Source organism: Azospirillum sp. (assembly GCF_035628975.1).
GTDB lineage: Bacteria > Pseudomonadota > Alphaproteobacteria > Azospirillales > Azospirillaceae > Azospirillum.
The window spans coordinates 1-16,748 of sequence record NZ_DASPIS010000003.1; the positions used below are offsets into that span (position 1 = coordinate 1).

At 66.9% G+C, this 16,748-nt stretch carries 17 protein-coding genes; 11 read left to right on the forward strand and 6 right to left on the reverse strand.

Going from position 1 to position 16,748, the window contains the following annotated elements; translation table 11 throughout:
- The first annotated feature begins 153 nt into the window (after nt 1-153).
- The 6 genes from VD964_RS00635 to VD964_RS00660 all read left to right on the forward strand — a co-directional run bounded on the left by VD964_RS00635 (nt 154) and on the right by VD964_RS00660 (nt 7,460).
- Nucleotides 154-1,545, forward strand: a complete 1,392-nt coding sequence (locus tag VD964_RS00635; protein WP_324864487.1) for a methyl-accepting chemotaxis protein — start codon at nt 154-156, stop codon at nt 1,543-1,545.
- Nucleotides 1,546-1,798: 253 nt separating this feature from the next.
- The gene (locus tag VD964_RS00640) at nt 1,799-2,623 is read left to right on the forward strand and encodes an MBL fold metallo-hydrolase (RefSeq protein WP_324864489.1); all 825 of its coding nucleotides are present in this window, start codon (nt 1,799-1,801) and stop codon (nt 2,621-2,623) included.
- A 28-nt stretch (nt 2,624-2,651) separates the two neighbouring features.
- Nucleotides 2,652-3,887 (forward strand): SLC13 family permease, encoded by a 1,236-nt coding sequence (locus VD964_RS00645; RefSeq protein WP_324864491.1) that lies wholly within the window; start codon nt 2,652-2,654, stop codon nt 3,885-3,887.
- Nucleotides 3,888-4,009: 122 nt separating this feature from the next.
- Nucleotides 4,010-5,239, forward strand: a complete 1,230-nt coding sequence (locus tag VD964_RS00650; RefSeq protein WP_324864493.1) for an HD domain-containing phosphohydrolase — start codon at nt 4,010-4,012, stop codon at nt 5,237-5,239.
- Nucleotides 5,240-5,344: 105 nt separating this feature from the next.
- The gene (gene hypD / locus VD964_RS00655) at nt 5,345-6,457 is read left to right on the forward strand and encodes a hydrogenase formation protein HypD (protein WP_324864495.1); all 1,113 of its coding nucleotides are present in this window, start codon (nt 5,345-5,347) and stop codon (nt 6,455-6,457) included.
- 181 nt (nt 6,458-6,638) lie between these two features.
- Nucleotides 6,639-7,460, forward strand: a complete 822-nt coding sequence (locus tag VD964_RS00660; protein ID WP_324864497.1) for a universal stress protein — start codon at nt 6,639-6,641, stop codon at nt 7,458-7,460.
- Between the two features lie 185 nt (nt 7,461-7,645).
- On the opposite strand, the gene VD964_RS00665 is transcribed toward VD964_RS00660, so the two are convergent.
- From VD964_RS00665 to VD964_RS00685, 5 genes are all read right to left on the reverse strand, one after another.
- The gene (locus VD964_RS00665) at nt 7,646-9,331 is read right to left on the reverse strand and encodes a methyl-accepting chemotaxis protein (protein WP_324864499.1); all 1,686 of its coding nucleotides are present in this window, start codon (nt 9,329-9,331) and stop codon (nt 7,646-7,648) included.
- A gap of 312 nt (nt 9,332-9,643) precedes the next feature.
- Nucleotides 9,644-10,105: a GNAT family N-acetyltransferase gene (locus VD964_RS00670; RefSeq protein ID WP_324864501.1), complete on the reverse strand. Its 462-nt coding sequence runs from the start codon at nt 10,103-10,105 to the stop codon at nt 9,644-9,646.
- Between the two features lie 16 nt (nt 10,106-10,121).
- The gene (locus VD964_RS00675) at nt 10,122-10,532 is read right to left on the reverse strand and encodes a hypothetical protein (RefSeq protein ID WP_324864503.1); all 411 of its coding nucleotides are present in this window, start codon (nt 10,530-10,532) and stop codon (nt 10,122-10,124) included.
- 40 nt (nt 10,533-10,572) lie between these two features.
- Nucleotides 10,573-11,070: a hypothetical protein gene (locus tag VD964_RS00680; RefSeq protein WP_324864505.1), complete on the reverse strand. Its 498-nt coding sequence runs from the start codon at nt 11,068-11,070 to the stop codon at nt 10,573-10,575.
- 123 nt (nt 11,071-11,193) lie between these two features.
- The gene (locus tag VD964_RS00685) at nt 11,194-11,706 is read right to left on the reverse strand and encodes a ferritin-like domain-containing protein (RefSeq protein WP_149223252.1); all 513 of its coding nucleotides are present in this window, start codon (nt 11,704-11,706) and stop codon (nt 11,194-11,196) included.
- Nucleotides 11,707-11,883: 177 nt separating this feature from the next.
- On the opposite strand from VD964_RS00685, the gene VD964_RS00690 reads away from it, so the two are divergent.
- Together VD964_RS00690 and VD964_RS00695 are read left to right on the forward strand one after the other, a co-directional pair.
- The gene (locus VD964_RS00690; RefSeq protein WP_324864509.1) at nt 11,884-12,144 is read left to right on the forward strand and encodes a DUF6898 family protein; all 261 of its coding nucleotides are present in this window, start codon (nt 11,884-11,886) and stop codon (nt 12,142-12,144) included.
- Between the two features lie 407 nt (nt 12,145-12,551).
- On the forward strand, nt 12,552-12,992 hold the full coding sequence (locus VD964_RS00695) for a hypothetical protein (RefSeq protein WP_324864511.1): 441 nt from the start codon (nt 12,552-12,554) through the stop codon (nt 12,990-12,992).
- 180 nt (nt 12,993-13,172) lie between these two features.
- Here VD964_RS00695 and VD964_RS00700 read toward each other — a convergent pair whose 3' ends face one another.
- Nucleotides 13,173-13,616: a MucR family transcriptional regulator gene (locus tag VD964_RS00700; protein WP_014247241.1), complete on the reverse strand. Its 444-nt coding sequence runs from the start codon at nt 13,614-13,616 to the stop codon at nt 13,173-13,175.
- A gap of 570 nt (nt 13,617-14,186) precedes the next feature.
- Between VD964_RS00700 and rpiB the strand changes: the two genes are divergently transcribed.
- The 3 genes from rpiB (at nt 14,187) to nrdR (ending at nt 16,563) form a co-directional block, all read left to right on the forward strand.
- Nucleotides 14,187-14,624 carry a ribose 5-phosphate isomerase B gene (gene rpiB / locus VD964_RS00705; RefSeq protein ID WP_111065895.1) on the forward strand — a complete coding sequence of 146 codons (438 nt, stop codon included), beginning with the start codon at nt 14,187-14,189 and terminating at the stop codon, nt 14,622-14,624.
- Nucleotides 14,625-14,774: 150 nt separating this feature from the next.
- Nucleotides 14,775-16,076 carry a serine hydroxymethyltransferase gene (glyA, locus tag VD964_RS00710; protein ID WP_149223256.1) on the forward strand — a complete coding sequence of 434 codons (1,302 nt, stop codon included), beginning with the start codon at nt 14,775-14,777 and terminating at the stop codon, nt 16,074-16,076.
- A 19-nt stretch (nt 16,077-16,095) separates the two neighbouring features.
- Nucleotides 16,096-16,563 (forward strand): transcriptional regulator NrdR, encoded by a 468-nt coding sequence (gene nrdR / locus VD964_RS00715; protein ID WP_149223257.1) that lies wholly within the window; start codon nt 16,096-16,098, stop codon nt 16,561-16,563.
- Nucleotides 16,564-16,748 lie beyond the last annotated feature (185 nt).

Consider the following 16,748-nt stretch of genomic DNA (forward strand, 5'->3'; position numbering starts at 1 on the left):
CGGGCGTAGCCTCTCCTAAAGGTATCCTACCAAAGGACAGGGGGTGCCGGGCCCGTCTCGGACCGCCGGTTCGTTGCGAACATGTCTCAAAAGCGCAATAATAGTGCTTGGGAGAAAGCGCTCGGTTATAAAACAGCAAGAATGGTGGGCATAATGGATGGAAGCTTTACGCTTCGGCCGCATCTGATCGCGGACATCGCGACGGAAGCCGGCAATCTCGGCATCGAGATCGCGGACATCGCCGGCCACATCGAGGATGTGAACGCCCGCGTCACCCACCAGTCGGAGGTCTTCACGCAGTTGCGGGACACCGGCGCCAAGATGTCGCGCAGCACGCAGCGCATCTCCGAAGCCTCGTCGGTCGCGCGGTCGGTGACGGAACAGGCCCGGCAGGAGGTCGACAGCTCGCACGACCGGGTGCAGCGGTCGCTGTCCGACATCCATGCGCTGGTGTCCTCGGTGACGGGAATCGAGGGGCAGATCGCCGGGCTGCGCGACGCGCTGGACCGCGTCGGCAAGGTTGCCAAGGAGATCTTCACCATCGCCAAGCAGACCAACCTGCTGGCGCTTAACGCCACAATCGAGGCGGCGCGGGCCGGCGATGCCGGGCGCGGCTTCGCCGTGGTCGCCAACGAGGTGAAGTCGCTGTCCACCAAGACCAGCGAAGCGACGACGGAGATCGACGCGACGCTGAAGTACCTCAACGAGCAGGCCCAGCGCCTGATGACCGAAAGTGCCGCCAGCGCCGCCAAGGCCCGTGCGGTCAGCGAGGGCACGACCGCCATCGGCACGGTGATCGAGACGGTCGGACGCGCCATGCGCGAGTTGAACGGCGAGACCGACAAGATCGACGCCGCCTCCGCCGAGATCGGCGCCAACTGCGGCGAGCTGGAGCACGAGATCGCCGATCTGGCCGCCGGCGTGAAGCTGTCCAGCGACAACCTGGCCCAGGCCCGCGACCGGGTGAACAACCTGGTCGGCATGAGCGAGCGGTTGATCGGCGTCACCGCGGAGCTGAACATCGAGACGGTCGACACTCCATTCATCGCCGCGGTGAAGGACGCCGCCGCCAAGGTGTCCGCCGCCTTCGAGGAGGCGCTGGCCCGCGGCGACATCAGCGAGGCCGATCTGTTCGACCGCAGCTACCAGCCGGTCGCCGGATCGGATCCCCAGCAGGTGATGACCCGCTTCACCCAGCTGTGCGACCGCCTGCTGCCCGGCATCCAGGAACCGGTGCTGTCCTCCAGCGGCCGGATCGTCTTCTGCGCGGCGGTGGACGACAACGGCTATCTGCCCACCCACAACCGGCAATTCAGCCAGCCGCAGGGGCGCGACCCGGTGTGGAACGCCGCCAATTGCCGCAACCGGCGCCTCTTCAACGACCGCGTCGGGCTGGCCGCCGGCCGCAACACCAAGCCCTTCCTGCTGCAGACCTACCGCCGCGACATGGGCGGCGGGAAGTACGCCCTGATGAAGGACGTCTCCGCGCCCGTCACGGTGCGCGGCCGCCATTGGGGCGGGCTGCGGCTGGCCTACAAGGTGTGAGGAAAGTCTGGGATCGCGGCTTGCCCCCTCCCTAACCCTCCCCCACCTTACAGTGGGAGAGGGAACCCCGCCCTTCTTGCACTCAGCCCCCTCTCCCGCGCGAGCGGGGGAGGGTCGGGGAGGGGGCAAGCCCGCTTCAACTTCCTCCCAAGGCTTCTACGGCACCACCATCGTGTACATGGCGGTGAATCGCGCTAAACTCGGCCGACAAAGGGGTTGAGACGGCGCGAACCGGCGCTCTGGAGGCGGGGGAATGGGCTTTACGGTTACCTTCTGGGGCGTGCGCGGCACGATCCCCTGCCCGATGGCCTCGCATCTAGGCTTCGGCGGCAACACCTCCTGCGTCGAGGTGCGGGCCGGCAAGCAGTGCATTATCATCGACGCGGGAACTGGTCTGCGCGCGCTGGGGCGCAAGCTGCTGGCCGAGGGAGTGACCAGCGCCACGCTGCTGCTGAGCCATACCCACCTGGACCACATCAGCGGTTTTCCCTTCTTCGCACCGGCCTACACCAAGGGATTCAGCCTGCGGGTGATCTCCGGCCATCTCACCGGCAGCCCGGACATCGAGTCGGTGATGGCGCGCCAGATGGAGCGTCCGCTGTTCCCGGTGCCGTTGCGCACGATGGGCGGCGACCTCAGCTTCCTGGAGGTGCCGCCCGGCCACAGCTTCAAGCTGGAGGGCGGGGTGCGCATCCACACGGCGGCGCTGAACCACCCGGACGGCGCCACCGGCTACCGCATCGAGTATCAGGGGCACTCGCTCGCCTATGTCACCGACACCGAGCATGTGCCGGACCAGCCCGACCGCAACATCCTGAACCTGGTGGATGGGGTCGACCTGCTGCTCTACGATTCGACCTACACCGACGACGAGTGGGCGCAGCGCGTCGGCTGGGGCCATTCCACCTGGATGGAGGCGGTGCGGATCGCCCGCGCCGCCCATGTGAAGACGCTGGGCCTGTTCCACCACGATCCCGACCACGACGACGCCACCATGGAACGGATCGAAGCAGCGGCGAAGGCCGAGTTTCCCAACTGCTTCGCCGCGCGCGAGGGCAGGACGATCTCCCTGGCCTGATCTCCCTGAACTGAATCCCTCCGATAGAATGACGGCCACAATCCTGATCCTGTTCGGCGCCACCTATCTGGGCATGGCGCTGGGCCGCTTTCCCGGTCTCAGCATCGACCGAACCGGCATCGCGCTGGTCGCCGCCATCCTGCTGCTGGCGATCGGGGCGCTCGACACCGGCCAGCTGGTGGAGGCGGTCGATTTTCCGACGATCTTCATCCTGCTGGGGCTGATGATCCTGTCGGCGCAATATGCCGGCAGCGGCTTCTACGACTGGTGCGCGCTGAAGGTGGCGCAGGCGGCGCGGTCGCCGGCGCGGCTGCTGGCGGTGATCGTGCTGGTCGCCGGCGGGCTGTCGGCGGTGCTGGCGAACGACGTGGTCGTCTTCGCCATGACGCCGATGCTGTGCCTTGGCCTGCTGGCGCGCAAGCTGGACCCGCGGCCCTACCTGATCGCGCTGGCGGGTGCAGCCAATGCCGGATCGGCGGCGACGGTGATCGGGAACCCGCAGAACATCCTGATCGGGCAGGTCGGGCATCTCGATTTCTGGCGCTTCCTGGCGGTGTGCGGCGGTCCGGCGCTGGCCGCCATGCTGATCGTCTACGCCACCGTCTGGCTGGTCTGGCGCGGCCGCTTCGGCGAGCCCGAAGGGGTGGAGGCGGGCAGGGAGGTGGCGCCGGTGCCGCTCGACCGCTGGCAATTGGGCAAGGCGGTGGCGGCGACGCTGGCGCTGCTGGTGCTGTTCACCCGCGACATCCCGCAGGAGCATTCGGTGCTGCTGGTGGCCGGCGTGATGATGGTCAGCCGGCGCATGGCCAGCCGCGACATGCTGGGCATGGTCGATTGGCACCTGCTGGTCCTGTTCGCGGCCCTGTTCGCCGTCAACCATGCGCTGGGCCTGACCGGCATCCCGGCGGCGCTGGTCGGCGACCTCCAGGCGGCGGGGTGGCTGCCCGACCGGCTGGCGGTGATGGTGCCGCTGGCGCTCGCCGGCAGCAACAGCATCGGCAACGTGCCGGCGGTGATCCTGCTGCTGGCCGCTTGGCCGAACCCGCCGGAAGGGGCGCTGTACGGGCTGGCGCTGCTGTCGACGCTGGCCGGCAACCTGCTGCTGCCGGGAAGCCTCGCCAACATCATCGTGGCGGAACGGGCGGCGGCGTCCGGCGTCCGGCTGGGCTTCGTCGAGCATGCCCGTTGCGGCGTGCCGATGGCGCTGCTGTCGATGGCGGTGGCGGCGGTCTGGCTGTGGGCCGGCGGCTGGATGGCCCCGTAAGCGCGAAATTGCAGCCGAAGAGCTGTGACCTGTGATCGTGTCGTAACTTTTTAAAGTGCAAGGCTCTTCTTCGAACTGCGACGATTGGGGTAATCTCTTCGCGCACCGGGGGAGGGCGCGCTGTGAGTTTGGTCGTCCAGTTCATGGAGTTCATCGAGAGCGCGCCGAATCAGTCGCTTCGCGCGCTGAGCGACCGCGTGCTGCGCAAATGCCGCGAGGTGACGGGGGCAGAGGCCGGAACGGTCTTCATGCTGCGCGGGCAGGGGCGAAGCCGCCATCTGGAAGCGGTCAGCGCCCAGAACGACGTGATCCGCGCCAAATCCGCCTTGTTCACGATGCCGGTGGACCAGACCTCCATCGTCGGCTATGTCGCGGCCACCGGCGAGACGCTGCTGCTCGACGACGCCTACGTGATTCCGGAGGAGCGGCCCTACCGATTCAATCCCGCCTTCGACCAGCGCACAGGCTTCCGCACCCGCTCGATCATGGCCTTTGCGCTGAAGGGGGCCCGCGACCGGCCCATCGGGGTGGTGCAGCTGATCAATCGCCGGCCGGTGCCGGGGGAGGCGGGGCCGCCGGCCTTCCTGTCCGACCATGAGCAGATGATCGCCCCGGTCAACCACATCGTCGGCCGTGCCCTGGAGCGTGCCGCGACGCTGGAGCGGCTGACCGAGCGCAACCGCGCCCTGACCAGGGAGCGCCGCCGCGTCGCGGAACTGCAGGCGGAGACGGAACGCGCCTTCATGGTGTCGGTCAACCTGCTGGCCCGCGCCGCCGAGGTGCATGACGAGGACACCGGTAACCACATCCTGCGCGTCAACGAATATTCCTACGCGCTTGCCGGCTGGGCCGGCTGCAGCCGCGCCTTCTGCAAGGAAATCCGTTTTTCCGCCGCCCTGCACGATGTCGGCAAGATGAGCGTCGATCAGGCGGTTCTGCACAAGAAGGGTCGGCTGGACGAACGTGAACTGGCGGAGATGCAGCGCCATCCCGTTTACGGCCACGACATCCTGATTGCGTCCGATCGGCTGAAGATGGCCGCGGACATCGCGCTGTGCCATCACGAGCAGTGGGCCGGCACCGGCTATCCCCACGGGCTGAAGGGCGAGGAGATCCCGCTCGCCGCCCGCATCGTGGCCATCGCCGACTGCTACGACGCCCTGCGCAGCGCCCGTCCCTACAAGCCGTCCTTCAGCCATGAGAAGACGGTGGACATCCTGTTGAACGGCGACGACCGGCTGGACCCCAAGGTGCATTTCGACCCCCGCCTGCTCGCCCTGTTCGCCGCCCGCCATGCGGAATTCGATGCGATCTGGGTGGCGCTGAAAGACCAGGAGAAGGTCGAAGCCTGAAGAAGGGCGGAGGCGAAAGGCCGCCCATGACAGACACTCCCCTTGATCCGTATCAACGCAAACGGTCAGTGTTGCGGGTGAAATGGCGGGGCAGAGGGAGCGACCATGAAGTATGTCGAAGAGTTCCGTGATCCGGTCCTTGCCCGCAACGTCGCCGCCGCCATCGCGCGGGAGGTTCGGGCCGACCGCTCCTATCATCTAATGGAGTTCTGCGGCGGGCACACCCACGCCATTTCCCGCTACGGCATCCCCGATCTTCTGCCAAGCAACGTCCGCATGATCCATGGGCCGGGCTGCCCGGTCTGCGTTCTGCCGGTGGGGCGGATCGACGATGCCATCGCGCTTGCCCGCCGGCCGGAGGTGACGCTGTGCACCTATGGCGACGTCATGCGCGTGCCCGGATCGGGACGGCTCAGCCTGCTGAAAGCCAAGGCGCAGGGCGCCGATGTCCGCATGGTGGTGTCGGCCGACGCCGCGGTGCGCATCGCCGCGGAGAATCCGGGCCGCCAGGTCGTGTTCCTCGCCATCGGCTTCGAGACGACGACCCCGCCCACCGCGCTGGCGGTGCGGGCCGCGGCGGCGCAGGGGCTGACCAACTTCACCGTCTTCTGCAACCATGTGCTGACCCCCTCGGCCATCCAGGGCATCCTGTCAGGCACGGAGGAGGGACTGTCGCTGGACGGCTTCGTCGGCCCGGCCCATGTGTCGGTCGTCATCGGGTCGGAAGCCTATGCCCCGGCCGCGGCGGAGCATGGCAAGCCGGTGGTGATCTCCGGATTCGAACCGCTGGACGTGCTGCAGTCGATCCTGATGCTGGTCCGCCAGATCAACGACGGGCGGGCGGAGGTGGAGAACCAGTTCACCCGCGCCGTCACCGCCGACGGCAACCGCAAGGCCCAGGCGCTGGTGGCCGAAATCTTCGAGACGCGCCCGTCCTTCGAATGGCGCGGCCTGGGCAGCATCCCGCACAGCGGGCTGAAGCTGCGGGACGCCTACGCCGCCTTCGACGCCGAACGGCGCTTCCCCATCGCCGGTGCCAGCGTTCCCGACCACAAGGGCTGCGATTGCGGCTCCATCCTGCGCGGCGTGAAGCGGCCGGTCGACTGCAAGCTGTTCGACACCGTCTGCACGCCGGAGAATCCGATGGGCTCCTGCATGGTCTCGGCCGAAGGGGCTTGCGCCGCACATTACACCTATGGGCGGTTCCGAGACGCCTGACCGGACGGCATCCGGCCGGCTGGGCGGTTGCGACCTTTCACCGCAGACCGTCCACCGCAGGCTGGACGAATGCCATGCGGTTCAACATGATGCATATGAAACAATCCGCCAGACCACTGATCGGTCCGGTGGAGAACGGCAGACGTCGAAAGACATCGCACTTCATTCCGGGAGGGTCCGCATGACCTACAAGCACATTCTCGTCCACCTCGACAGCAGCCCGCATGTCGAGGCGCGGCTCGACGCCGCCATCGCGCTGGCGCAGCGCCACGGCGCTTTCCTGCGCGGGCTGTTCGCCCAGGGCGACCGCAACGCCACCAGCGTGATCGCCCGCCGGTCGAGCGACCATCTGGTCGAAGCCTCGGCACGCAGCGAGGCACTGTTCCGGGAGAAGCTGGCGGCGGCCGGTCTGCAGGGCCAATGGCACGGCCTGACCCACGGCGAATACAACCACGTCATCCGCGAGGTGATCATCTGGTCGCGCTTCGCCGACCTGACCGTGCTGGGCCAGTATGATCGCGAGGCCGGATCGCAGGCGGCGCCGGAGGAACTGAACGAGCAGGTGGTGCTGAACTCCGGCCGTCCGGTTCTGGTCGTTCCCTATGCCGGCCGCTTCCCGGTGATCGGCAAGCGCGTCGCCGTCGCCTGGAACGCCGAGCGCGAGGCCGCCCGCGCCCTGTCCGACGCCATGCCGATGCTGGAGAAGGCCGACGAGGTGACGGTGATCACGGTTCTCACCCAGGCCTCGGGCTCCGCACCGGAGGCGCCGCGGGTCGGGCTGCTCGACCATCTCGCCTTCCATGGCGTGACGGCGGAGCAAACGCATTTCACCGTCACCGACATCGGCGCGATGGATGCGCTTCTGGCCCGCGCCATGGACACCGGCGCCGACCTGCTGGTGATGGGCGCCCACGGCCATTACGGCTTCCCGTTCCTGCACCGCGGCAGCGGGACCCGGCACGTCCTGCGCACCTGCCCGGTGCCGCTGCTGCTGTCGCATTGAGCGTGGGGGCGGGCACCGCTTTGCCCCCTCCCTAACCCTCCCCCTCTTCGAGGGAGAGGGGACTGCCGCCGCTTTGGCAGATTCGTCACGCTGACAAGTGTCCTACCCCCTCCACCGCCAAGGGCGGGGGAGGGATGGGGAGGGGGCAAAAGCAGGGGCAAAACGCGCCCTCCTCCCCCAACAGGTCACGCCACCTTCACCCCGCCCAGGAAGCTCTCCACCTCCTGGCGCAGGCGGGTGGATTCGCTGCTGAGGTGGTCGGCGACGCTGCGGACCTCCCCGGCGGCGCGGCCGGTATCGCCGGCGGCGCGGGTGACGCCGACGATGTTGCTGGTCACCTGCTGGGTGCCTTGCGCGGCTTCCTGCACGTTGCGGCTGATTTCCTGGGTCGCGGCGCTCTGCTGTTCCACCGCAGAGGCGATGGTCGCAGAGATCTGGCTGATCTCCGTGATGATGCGGCCGATCTCGTCGATGGCGGCGACGGCCTCGCGGGTGGCGCCCTGAATGGTGGCGATCTGGCCGGTGATGTCCTCGGTCGCCTTGGCGGTCTGGTTGGCGAGGCTCTTCACCTCGCTCGCCACCACGGCGAAGCCCTTGCCGGCTTCGCCGGCGCGGGCGGCCTCAATGGTCGCGTTCAGCGCCAGCAGATTGGTTTGCGCCGCGATGTTGTTGATGAGGTCAACCACCTCGCCGATCTTCTGGGCGCCTTCGGCAAGGCTGGAGACGACGGTGTTGGCGCGGCCGGCGCCGCTGACCGCCTGCTCGGCGACGCGGGTCGATTGCGAGACCTGACGGCCGATCTCGGCGATGGAGGAGGACAGCTCTTCCGCCGCCGCGGCGACGGTCTGGACGTTGGCGGAGGCCTGTTCGGCGGCCGATGCCACCGTGGTGCTCTGGCGGTTGGTCTCGTCGGCGGTGGAGGTCAGCGTTCCGGCAGACTGCTGCATCTGGGTGGCCGCACCCGACAGGCTCTGGACCACCGCGGTCACATTGCTTTCGAAGGCGCGCGTCAGCTCTTCGAGCCGGGCGGCGCGGCGGGCCTTGGCCTCCTCCTCGGCGCGCTGGGCGGCAGCGAGGCGGTCGGCCTCGATGGCGTTGCGCTTGAACACGTCGACGGCCTCGGCCATGGCGCCGACCTCGTCGCCGCGGCCGACGCCGGGAACCTCGACCGACCGGTCGCCGCCGGCCAGCCGGCTCATCGCGGCGGTCATGGCGACGATCGGGCTGGCGATGGCGCCGCGCAGGAGCATGCCGGCGGCGATGGCGACCAGTACGGAGGCGAGCGCGCCGACGATGGCGGTTGTGTAGCCGGTGGAGAAGGCAGACCGCTGTTCGGCACTCCGCTCGCTCAACAGCGCACGTTCCGCATCCTCGATCTGCACCACCAGCGCGCGGATGCCGTCCATCGACGATTTGCCGAGCGCCTTGGCCTCCATCGCGCGGGCTTCCTCGCGCGTTTCGGCCTTGGACATCAGGGCGATTTCCTTCTCGGCCACGGTCCGGCGCCAGGTTTCGGCGTGCTTGCGCAGATCCTCCAGCCGGGCCTGCTGCTGCGGATTGTCGGCGGTCAGCGACTTCACCTCCGCCAGCGCGCGGTCAAAGTCCTGCCCGCCCTTGCGATAGGGGGCCAGGAACGCATCGTCGCTGCTGACCAGATAGCCGCGCAGGCCGGTTTCCTGGTCGATCATCGCCGCCAGCACCGCATCGGTGGTCTGTAGCACCCGGTAGGTGTGGATCGTCCAGCCGATCGAGGACTGGATCGAAGATAAGGTCGAATAGTTGGCGATGCTGATGATGCCGGTGATGGTGATCAGGGCGGCAAAGGCGGCAAGAAGCTTTCCGCCGATACGAAGGTTGATGAACCAGGACATCTTATTGCGCCTCATGTGACCGAATGGGCTACTTGCGTGCGCGGACAATCGCCTCGCCCAAGGAATTGGACCCGAACGGGTGAGTTTCTAACCCGATCGAATGTTCCGTCTGATACGGCGGCGGCCCTGATTCCGATCATCGAAAATTTTACGTATGTCGAAATTTTCGGTCTATTACATAGAGGCTATACCAGTTTTCCAGGTCAAGCGGCAGCAACGGTCCGGCGCCGTCCTGCAGCCGAGGAACGCGTTATTTGCGATACAGGGGGATGGATAGGTCAAAGTGTCGCATCGACTTGGCGACAGCCTGGATCAGCGACGCAGCCGCATGTCGATGTGGGGAATCCCGAAATCGTCGTAGGACTCGGTGATGCGGACGAAGCCGAAGGCGCCGTAGAAACGCTCCAGATGCTGCTGTGCACCGATGACCACGTCGCGCTCCGGCCAGCGCTCCGCCAGCACCGCCAGGGATTCGGCGACGAGTGCGCGCCCCAGTCCGGTGGAACGCTGCGACGGATCGACCGCGAGCCGCCCGAAGGAGACCGGGGCATCCGGGCCTTCCTCTTCGGGATCGAGACAGCGGGCGCAGCCGACGACGGCGCCGGACGCGTCGGTGGCGATCAGGTGCAGGGCGCCGGGATCGCGGCCGTCGATGTCGGGATAGGGCGAGGCCTGCTCGACCACGAACACCCGGCTGCGCAGGGCCAGCAGGTCATGGAGTTCGCGAAGGCCGAGCGCGTCGAATGCGACGCGGCGGATGGGCGGACTGGACATTGGGACGGCGTACCGGTCAGGCGATCGCGTTGCGGATCATGTAGTCGGCGATGTCCTTGGGCTTGACCTTCACCTCGGTCAGCGGCTCGTCGGCGGTCATCGCCTTGGCGACCAGCAGGCTGTTCTGCACATTGGTCATGGCGATGCGGAAGACGCCGGCGGCGCCCTTCAGACGCGGGTAGTAGGTGGGGTCGATCACCTTCTCGCGCCGGCCGAGACGGGCCAGCGCGGTCTCTTCGTCCAGCCCGTCGACCTCTTTGGACTCGATCAGCTTCCAGTCGGTCTCGCCGCCCCAGCCGGCGGCGACGGCGGATTTGACCGCCGCCTCATCCTCGGCGACGCCCAGCTTGAAGATGTGCTTTCCCTGTCCGACGTCGGACGCCCATTTGGTCAGGGCGGCGCTGCGCGCGACGAAGACGACGGCCATGACGACTCGATCCTCTTGAGGAGAAAAGGTTGGAAGCGGGTTACTGCAGCGACGACTGGCGCGCGATCGGCGTGATCAGGATGCGGGTGACCACGTCCTTGCCGAACATGGCGACCACCGATTCGTCGATGCGGCGGCGCAGGGCCGGGACGTTGGCGATGTTGCCGCGGACGATCCAGCCCTCGTCGATGCCCTTGTAGATGGCGGTCAGCACGGCGTCGTGCAGACGGGGAATGCTCAGCTGCACCTCTCCCAGCCGCAGGGCGTCGCCGATCTCCAGGTTCACTTCCACCTGGGTGTATTTCTCGATCCGGCCGGCGTTCACCACCGGAACCATCAGCGGCTTGATCCGCACCGACGGGGGCAGGGCGCCCGGCGCCCCTTCGGCCGCGGACGCGGGCAAGGCGGCCGTCAGGACGCCGGCCAGCGACAGCACTCCGACCAGGGCGACGCGGGCCAGAGCGGCGCGGGCGGCGCCGGAAAAGCAGCGGGCCGGCGTGCTGTTCGAAAGGAAATCGGCAGGCTGAAGGCTGCGCATCAAGGAGCACCGCGAAGGACCGGAGGGTGTTGAATCCTACCGGTCCGGCGCGGTGCTTGCAACCTTGGCCCCGGGCCCCTGGGGTCGGCCCTGATGCGGCCGGTCAGCGCATAGGCGCGTTCGTCAGGCGGCCTTCTTGCCGCTGGCGGCGATGGCCTTCTTGTTGACGTCGCCGATGGCCAGCTTGTTCAGCAGCGAGTCCGTGTCCTTCTCTTCCTGAAGGGTCTCGTCCAGCAGCTGGGCGACCTTGTCCAGGCCGCAGGCGGTGGCATAGGCGTGCAGCGTGCCGTAGCTGGCGATCTCGTAATGCTCCACCTTCTGGGCGGCGGCGATCAGGGCGGCGTCCTGCACCTCCGGGGCGAGGCCCATTTCGAGGATTTCCTGGGCTTCGCTGATCAGCCCCTCCATCGCGTCGCAATGCTTGCCGCGGGGACGGGTGTCCAGTTCCTCAAAGACCTGCTGAAGCCGCTCGATCTGGCCGTTGGTCTGTTCGAGGTGGGTTTCGAAGGCCTGGCGGAGCTGGTCGGAATGGGCGGCCTTGATCATCTTGGGGAGGGCCTTCGTGATCTGCTTCTCGGCGTGGTAAATGTCGCGGAGATCCTCGATCAGCAGATCCTGCATCGTCTTGGCAGCCATGGTGACGGTCCTTCCTCGCTGTGGATGTCCGTCCGGCGGGCGTTTGCGGAGCAGGGAGCTCCTGCGCGCCGGATCGGCAGCGTGGACAACAGCGGCGACGGCCGGGTGTTGCGGTCTCGAACGGGGACTGGCCATCGGGCAAATGGGCAGGCGAATGGGTGCCGAAGGAGGGTTCATATGACGGCAGGCAATGGGGACGGCGAGGTTCTGTTCGAGTTTCAGCGGGTCGGCAGCTATCTGCGGGTCACAGCCATCGACGCCCAGACCGGCGTGGAGGTGACCGTGGCCGGTCCGGCCACCGGCAGCCAGGAACTGCTGAAGCGGACGGCGATCAACAAACTGCGCTTTGTTCAGAACAAGGGGGGCCAGAACAAGGAAGCCAAGGCGGCGCCGGGCCAGAAGCCGGGCACCAAGACGCGGCCGGGCGGGCTCTACTGACCTTCGAGCGGGGCCAGAAATCGGAAAGCGCGATCGGAAAGCGCGATCGGAAAAAAGAAAACGCGCCGCCGGTCGGGACCGGACGGCGCGGATCGAAGTCTGGCTTTGCTGATGGTGAGCGCCGGCATGCCCCCGCCGACGGTCCAGGCTGTAACGCCGGATCGCCGGTCGTAGAGCGAACCGCTCGACCCCGACAGTAGACCTATGCCTGCCCGTTGGCACTGGCGCAGGGGGTGTAACGCTTGTAGAACCGCGCATCGCTGAACGAATGGCGCATAAGAAGGGCGTTCTTCCGCGCCGTCCGTTCGGATCGCGATCGGCGGATTTGGGCGGATCGCTTCCGGACCGGCCTTGCGGGGTCGGCTGTTCTCCGGAGCAAAGGACCGAAACACCAGAGGATCGAGGCCATGGTTCGTGTGACGGCTTTCCTGCGCGTGTCATTCATGTGGACGGCGCTGGCGGCAACCCTGCTGGCTTCCCAGGCGGCGATCGCCGCCGGGCCGGTGCAGGGCGGACAAGGACATGGCGGGCAGGCGGGTCCGCGGTCCGGCGGCGACAAGCAGGCCGGCCCGGCCAACGCGGCGCCGCTTTCCACGGCTCCCCAGCCGACGACGCCGGCCGCCGGTTGCCTGAAGCCGGGTGTACCACTGTGCATGGACGATCAGGCTACCTTCCTCAGCGCCGACAGGATGTCGTCCTGCCAGGGCGAGGTAAAGGAGTATGTCGACAAGTCGATGGCCTACCTGACTTGCCTGAATGACGAGAATATCGCCACGGGGCGCGAGTTGAGCCGCAATGTCGACCGCTTCAACTGCCGCCTGTCGGGCCGGAAGGGCTGCGCCAACTGAGACGCGCCGCCCGCCGGCCGGGTGGGCCCGAACATTGTGCCGGTTCTTGACGCCGACCAATGGCGACCGTGAGAGTCGGTCGCGTCTTCAATCAATCCGATATGGCCTGTACCGGCCGGACACGCACACGGGCCGGATCCCGGCAGGGACCGGCCCGCGTTGCATACGGACTTTACTCGTTCAGCCGGCCTTGCGGCGGGTCTGGCGGCCGGAGCTGCGGCCCAGGCCGATGCGCTTGGCGAATTCCGAACGCTGCGCGGCATAGTTCGGCGCGACCATCGGATAGTCGGGCGGAAGTCCCCAACGGGCGCGGTACTCGTCCGGCGACATGTTGTAGGTCGAGCGAAGGTGCCGTTTCAGCATCTTCAACTTCTTCCCGTCTTCCAGGCAGACGATGTATTCGGGCGTCACCGACTTGCGAATCGGAACGGCCGGCTTCAGCGGTTCCGCCGCGACCTCGCGGGGCTGACCATTCAGTCCGGTCAGCGACGAGTAGACCGTATTGATCACGTCGGGGATTTGCTGAGCAGGCAACACGTTCTTGCTGACATACGCCGATACGATGTCGGCGGTCATCCGCAGCAGCGCATTGTCCGGTACATCGGCGCGAAGCTGGTCGCTCATTGCACTGTGTCCTGGTTTTTCATTTGTCCGTACGAACCAAGTTGCATACCGTGATTTGGGTGTCAATATAATTTCGGCAAGCGTCAAATTAGTTGCTCTTGCAATTCAGAACAAAGGAGCAAGGTGCAAATCAGCTTTCGCTGAAAACCGTCATCGCGTCGTGGCTGTGTCGCGGCTTTAAGGGGCGTCTAGTAAGCGCCGGCTTGCGATTTTCCGACGACAGGGATGCGGTAATTGGCTGATTTCCCACTCCTATAACGAATCGGTTATCTCCCTTGCTTCCACGGTTCGGCAACGAAGGGGTGAAAACCGTGTCTAAACTTTCGCGGGAGTTGGGGTGCCGCGCCGCTCGGAACCGATTGAGGCCGGCGGGGAGGGGGCGGGACCGATGCGACAGGTCCGTCCAAGCGGGCCGGACCCCGCCCCGATCCTAGCCCCGATCCTAGCCATGCATCCACGTCATGGTGTGGCTGTGGCGGTTTGCACCGACATCTGGTAGGGTGCGGGCGTCTTTTCGCCGCTTCGCCCATCATCGCACCCGCGACCGCACGCACCGGAGTTTCCGTCGTCATGACCGTCAGCACTGTGGCACTCGCCTCCGATCACGCCGGCTACGAGCTGAAGGCTCAGATCGCCCGGCAACTGGAGGCCGCCGGCTACACCGTCCTCGATCTCGGCACCGACGGTCCGGCTTCGGTCGACTACCCGGATTTCGCCGCGGCGCTGGCAGCCGCCGTCACCGACGGCCGGGCACAGCGGGGCGTGCTGATCTGCGGCAGCGGCATCGGCATCAGCATCGCAGCCAACCGCCATCCCGGCATCCGTGCCGCCCTGGTCCATGACGTCACCACCGCGCGCCTGTCGCGCGAGCACAACGACGCCAACGTGATCGCGCTGGGCGCCCGCATCATCGGGCCGGAAATCGCCAAGGATTGCGTGGACGCCTTCCTGAAGGCCGAATTCGAAGGCGGTGAGCGGCACAGCCGCCGCATCGCCAAGATGGGCTGAGCGCGCCGCCGGCGCCGCCCTATCCTGGCCCAGCATTCGGCCGCAGAGGCCCGCAACCGGGGCGCGACAGAACCCGGACCGACCAGCATGGAAGCCGCCAGTCCGGGCCGCCCGGACCGCTTCATGCCCTGCGATGAGGAACCTTCCGCCATGACCAGCAGCAACACCGCCGAGATCGGCCGCTTCTTCGCCGCCTCGCTTGCCGAGACCGATCCCGAACTGGCCCGCGCGGTGCGCGACGAGCTGGTCCGCCAGCAGGAGCAGATCGAACTGATCGCGTCCGAGAACATCGTCTCGCAGGCGGTGCTGGAGGCGCAGGGCTCGGTCCTGACCAACAAGTATGCCGAAGGCTATCCGGGCAAGCGTTACTACGGCGGCTGCGAGTTCGTCGACGTGGCGGAGAACCTGGCGATCGAGCGCGCCTGCAAGCTGTTCGGCTGCGAGTTCGCCAACGTTCAGCCCAACTCCGGCTCCCAGGCCAACCAGGCGGTGCTGCTGGCCCTGCTGCAGCCGGGCGACTGCGTGCTGGGCATGTCGCTGGCCGCCGGCGGCCACCTGACCCACGGCGCCGCTCCGAACATGTCGGGCAAGTGGTTCAAGGCCGTGCAGTACGGCGTCCGCAAGGACGACCACCTGATCGACTTCGACCAGGTCGAGGCGCTGGCCCGCGAGCACAAGCCGAAGCTGATCATCGCCGGCGGCTCCGCCTATCCGCGCGTTCTGGACTATGAGCGTTTCCGCGCCATCGCGGACGAGGTCGGCGCCATCTTTATGGTGGACATTGCCCACTATGCCGGCCTGATCGCCGGCGGCGTCTATCCGAACCCGTTCCCCTATGCCGACGTGGTCACCACCACCACCCACAAGACGCTGCGCGGCCCGCGCGGCGGCATGGTGCTGACCAACAAGGAAGACATCGCCAAGAAGATCAATTCGGCGGTGTTCCCCGGCCTGCAGGGCGGTCCGCTGATGCATGTCATCGCCGCCAAGGCGGTGGCCTTCGCCGAAGCGCTGCGTCCGGAGTTCAAGACCTACGCCCAGGCGGTGGTCGACAACGCCCAGATCCTGGCCAAGACGCTGATCGCCGGCGGGCTGGACATCGTGTCGGGCGGCACCGACAGCCACATCGTGCTGGTCGACCTGCGTCCGAAGAACCTGACCGGCAAGGCGGCGGAAGCCAGCCTGGAGCATGCCGGCATGACCTGCAACAAGAACGGCGTGCCCTTCGACCCGCAGAAGCCGATGATCACCTCCGGCGTCCGTCTGGGCAGCCCGGCGGCGACCACCCGCGGTTTCGGCACCGCCGAGTTCAAGCAGGTCGGCGAGATGATCGTCGAGACGCTGGACGGGCTGGCCGCCAGCAACTCCGGCGACAACACGGCGGTGGAGGCGGCGATGCGCGAGCGCGTGCGCGGCCTGTGCCGTCAGTTCCCGATCTATCCCACGCTGTAATCGACGGGGAAATAAAGAGATGCGCTGCCCGTTCTGCGGAAACGAGGACACCCAGGTCAAGGACTCGCGCCCGACCGAAGACAACTCGGCAATCCGCCGGCGGCGCTTCTGTCCCAGTTGCAGCGCCCGTTTCACCACCTTCGAACGCGTGCAACTGCGCGAACTGACGGTGGTGAAGAGCAATGGCCAGCGCGAAGCCTTCGACCGCGAGAAGCTCCTGCGGTCGATGCGCATCGCGCTGCGCAAGCGCCCGATCGATGCCGACCGTATCGACCGGGTGGTGAACAGCATGGTCCGCCAGTTGGAGTCCTCCGGCGAAAGTGAGATTCCGTCGAAGCAGATCGGCGAGAAGATCATGGAGGCGCTGCAGACGATGGATCAGGTCGCCTACATCCGCTACGCCTCCGTCTACAAGGACTTCCGCGAAGCGTCCGACTTCAACGAGTTCGTGGAGCAGCTGGCGCCGGAGGCGTCGCCGGGGATGTGAAATGGTGGGGGCTGGCTGGTCTTTTGGTTCTTGAGAAATTCAGGCGTGACCTTTCCAAGCCGTCATTCCCGCGAAGGCGGGAATCCAGCCGTTTCAGCCGCTTCATTGCGGAGCTTCCTGGATCCCCGCCTGCGCGGGGATGACGGCCGAGGGCCGTGGCTGCCAGACCACATTTTGGACACATC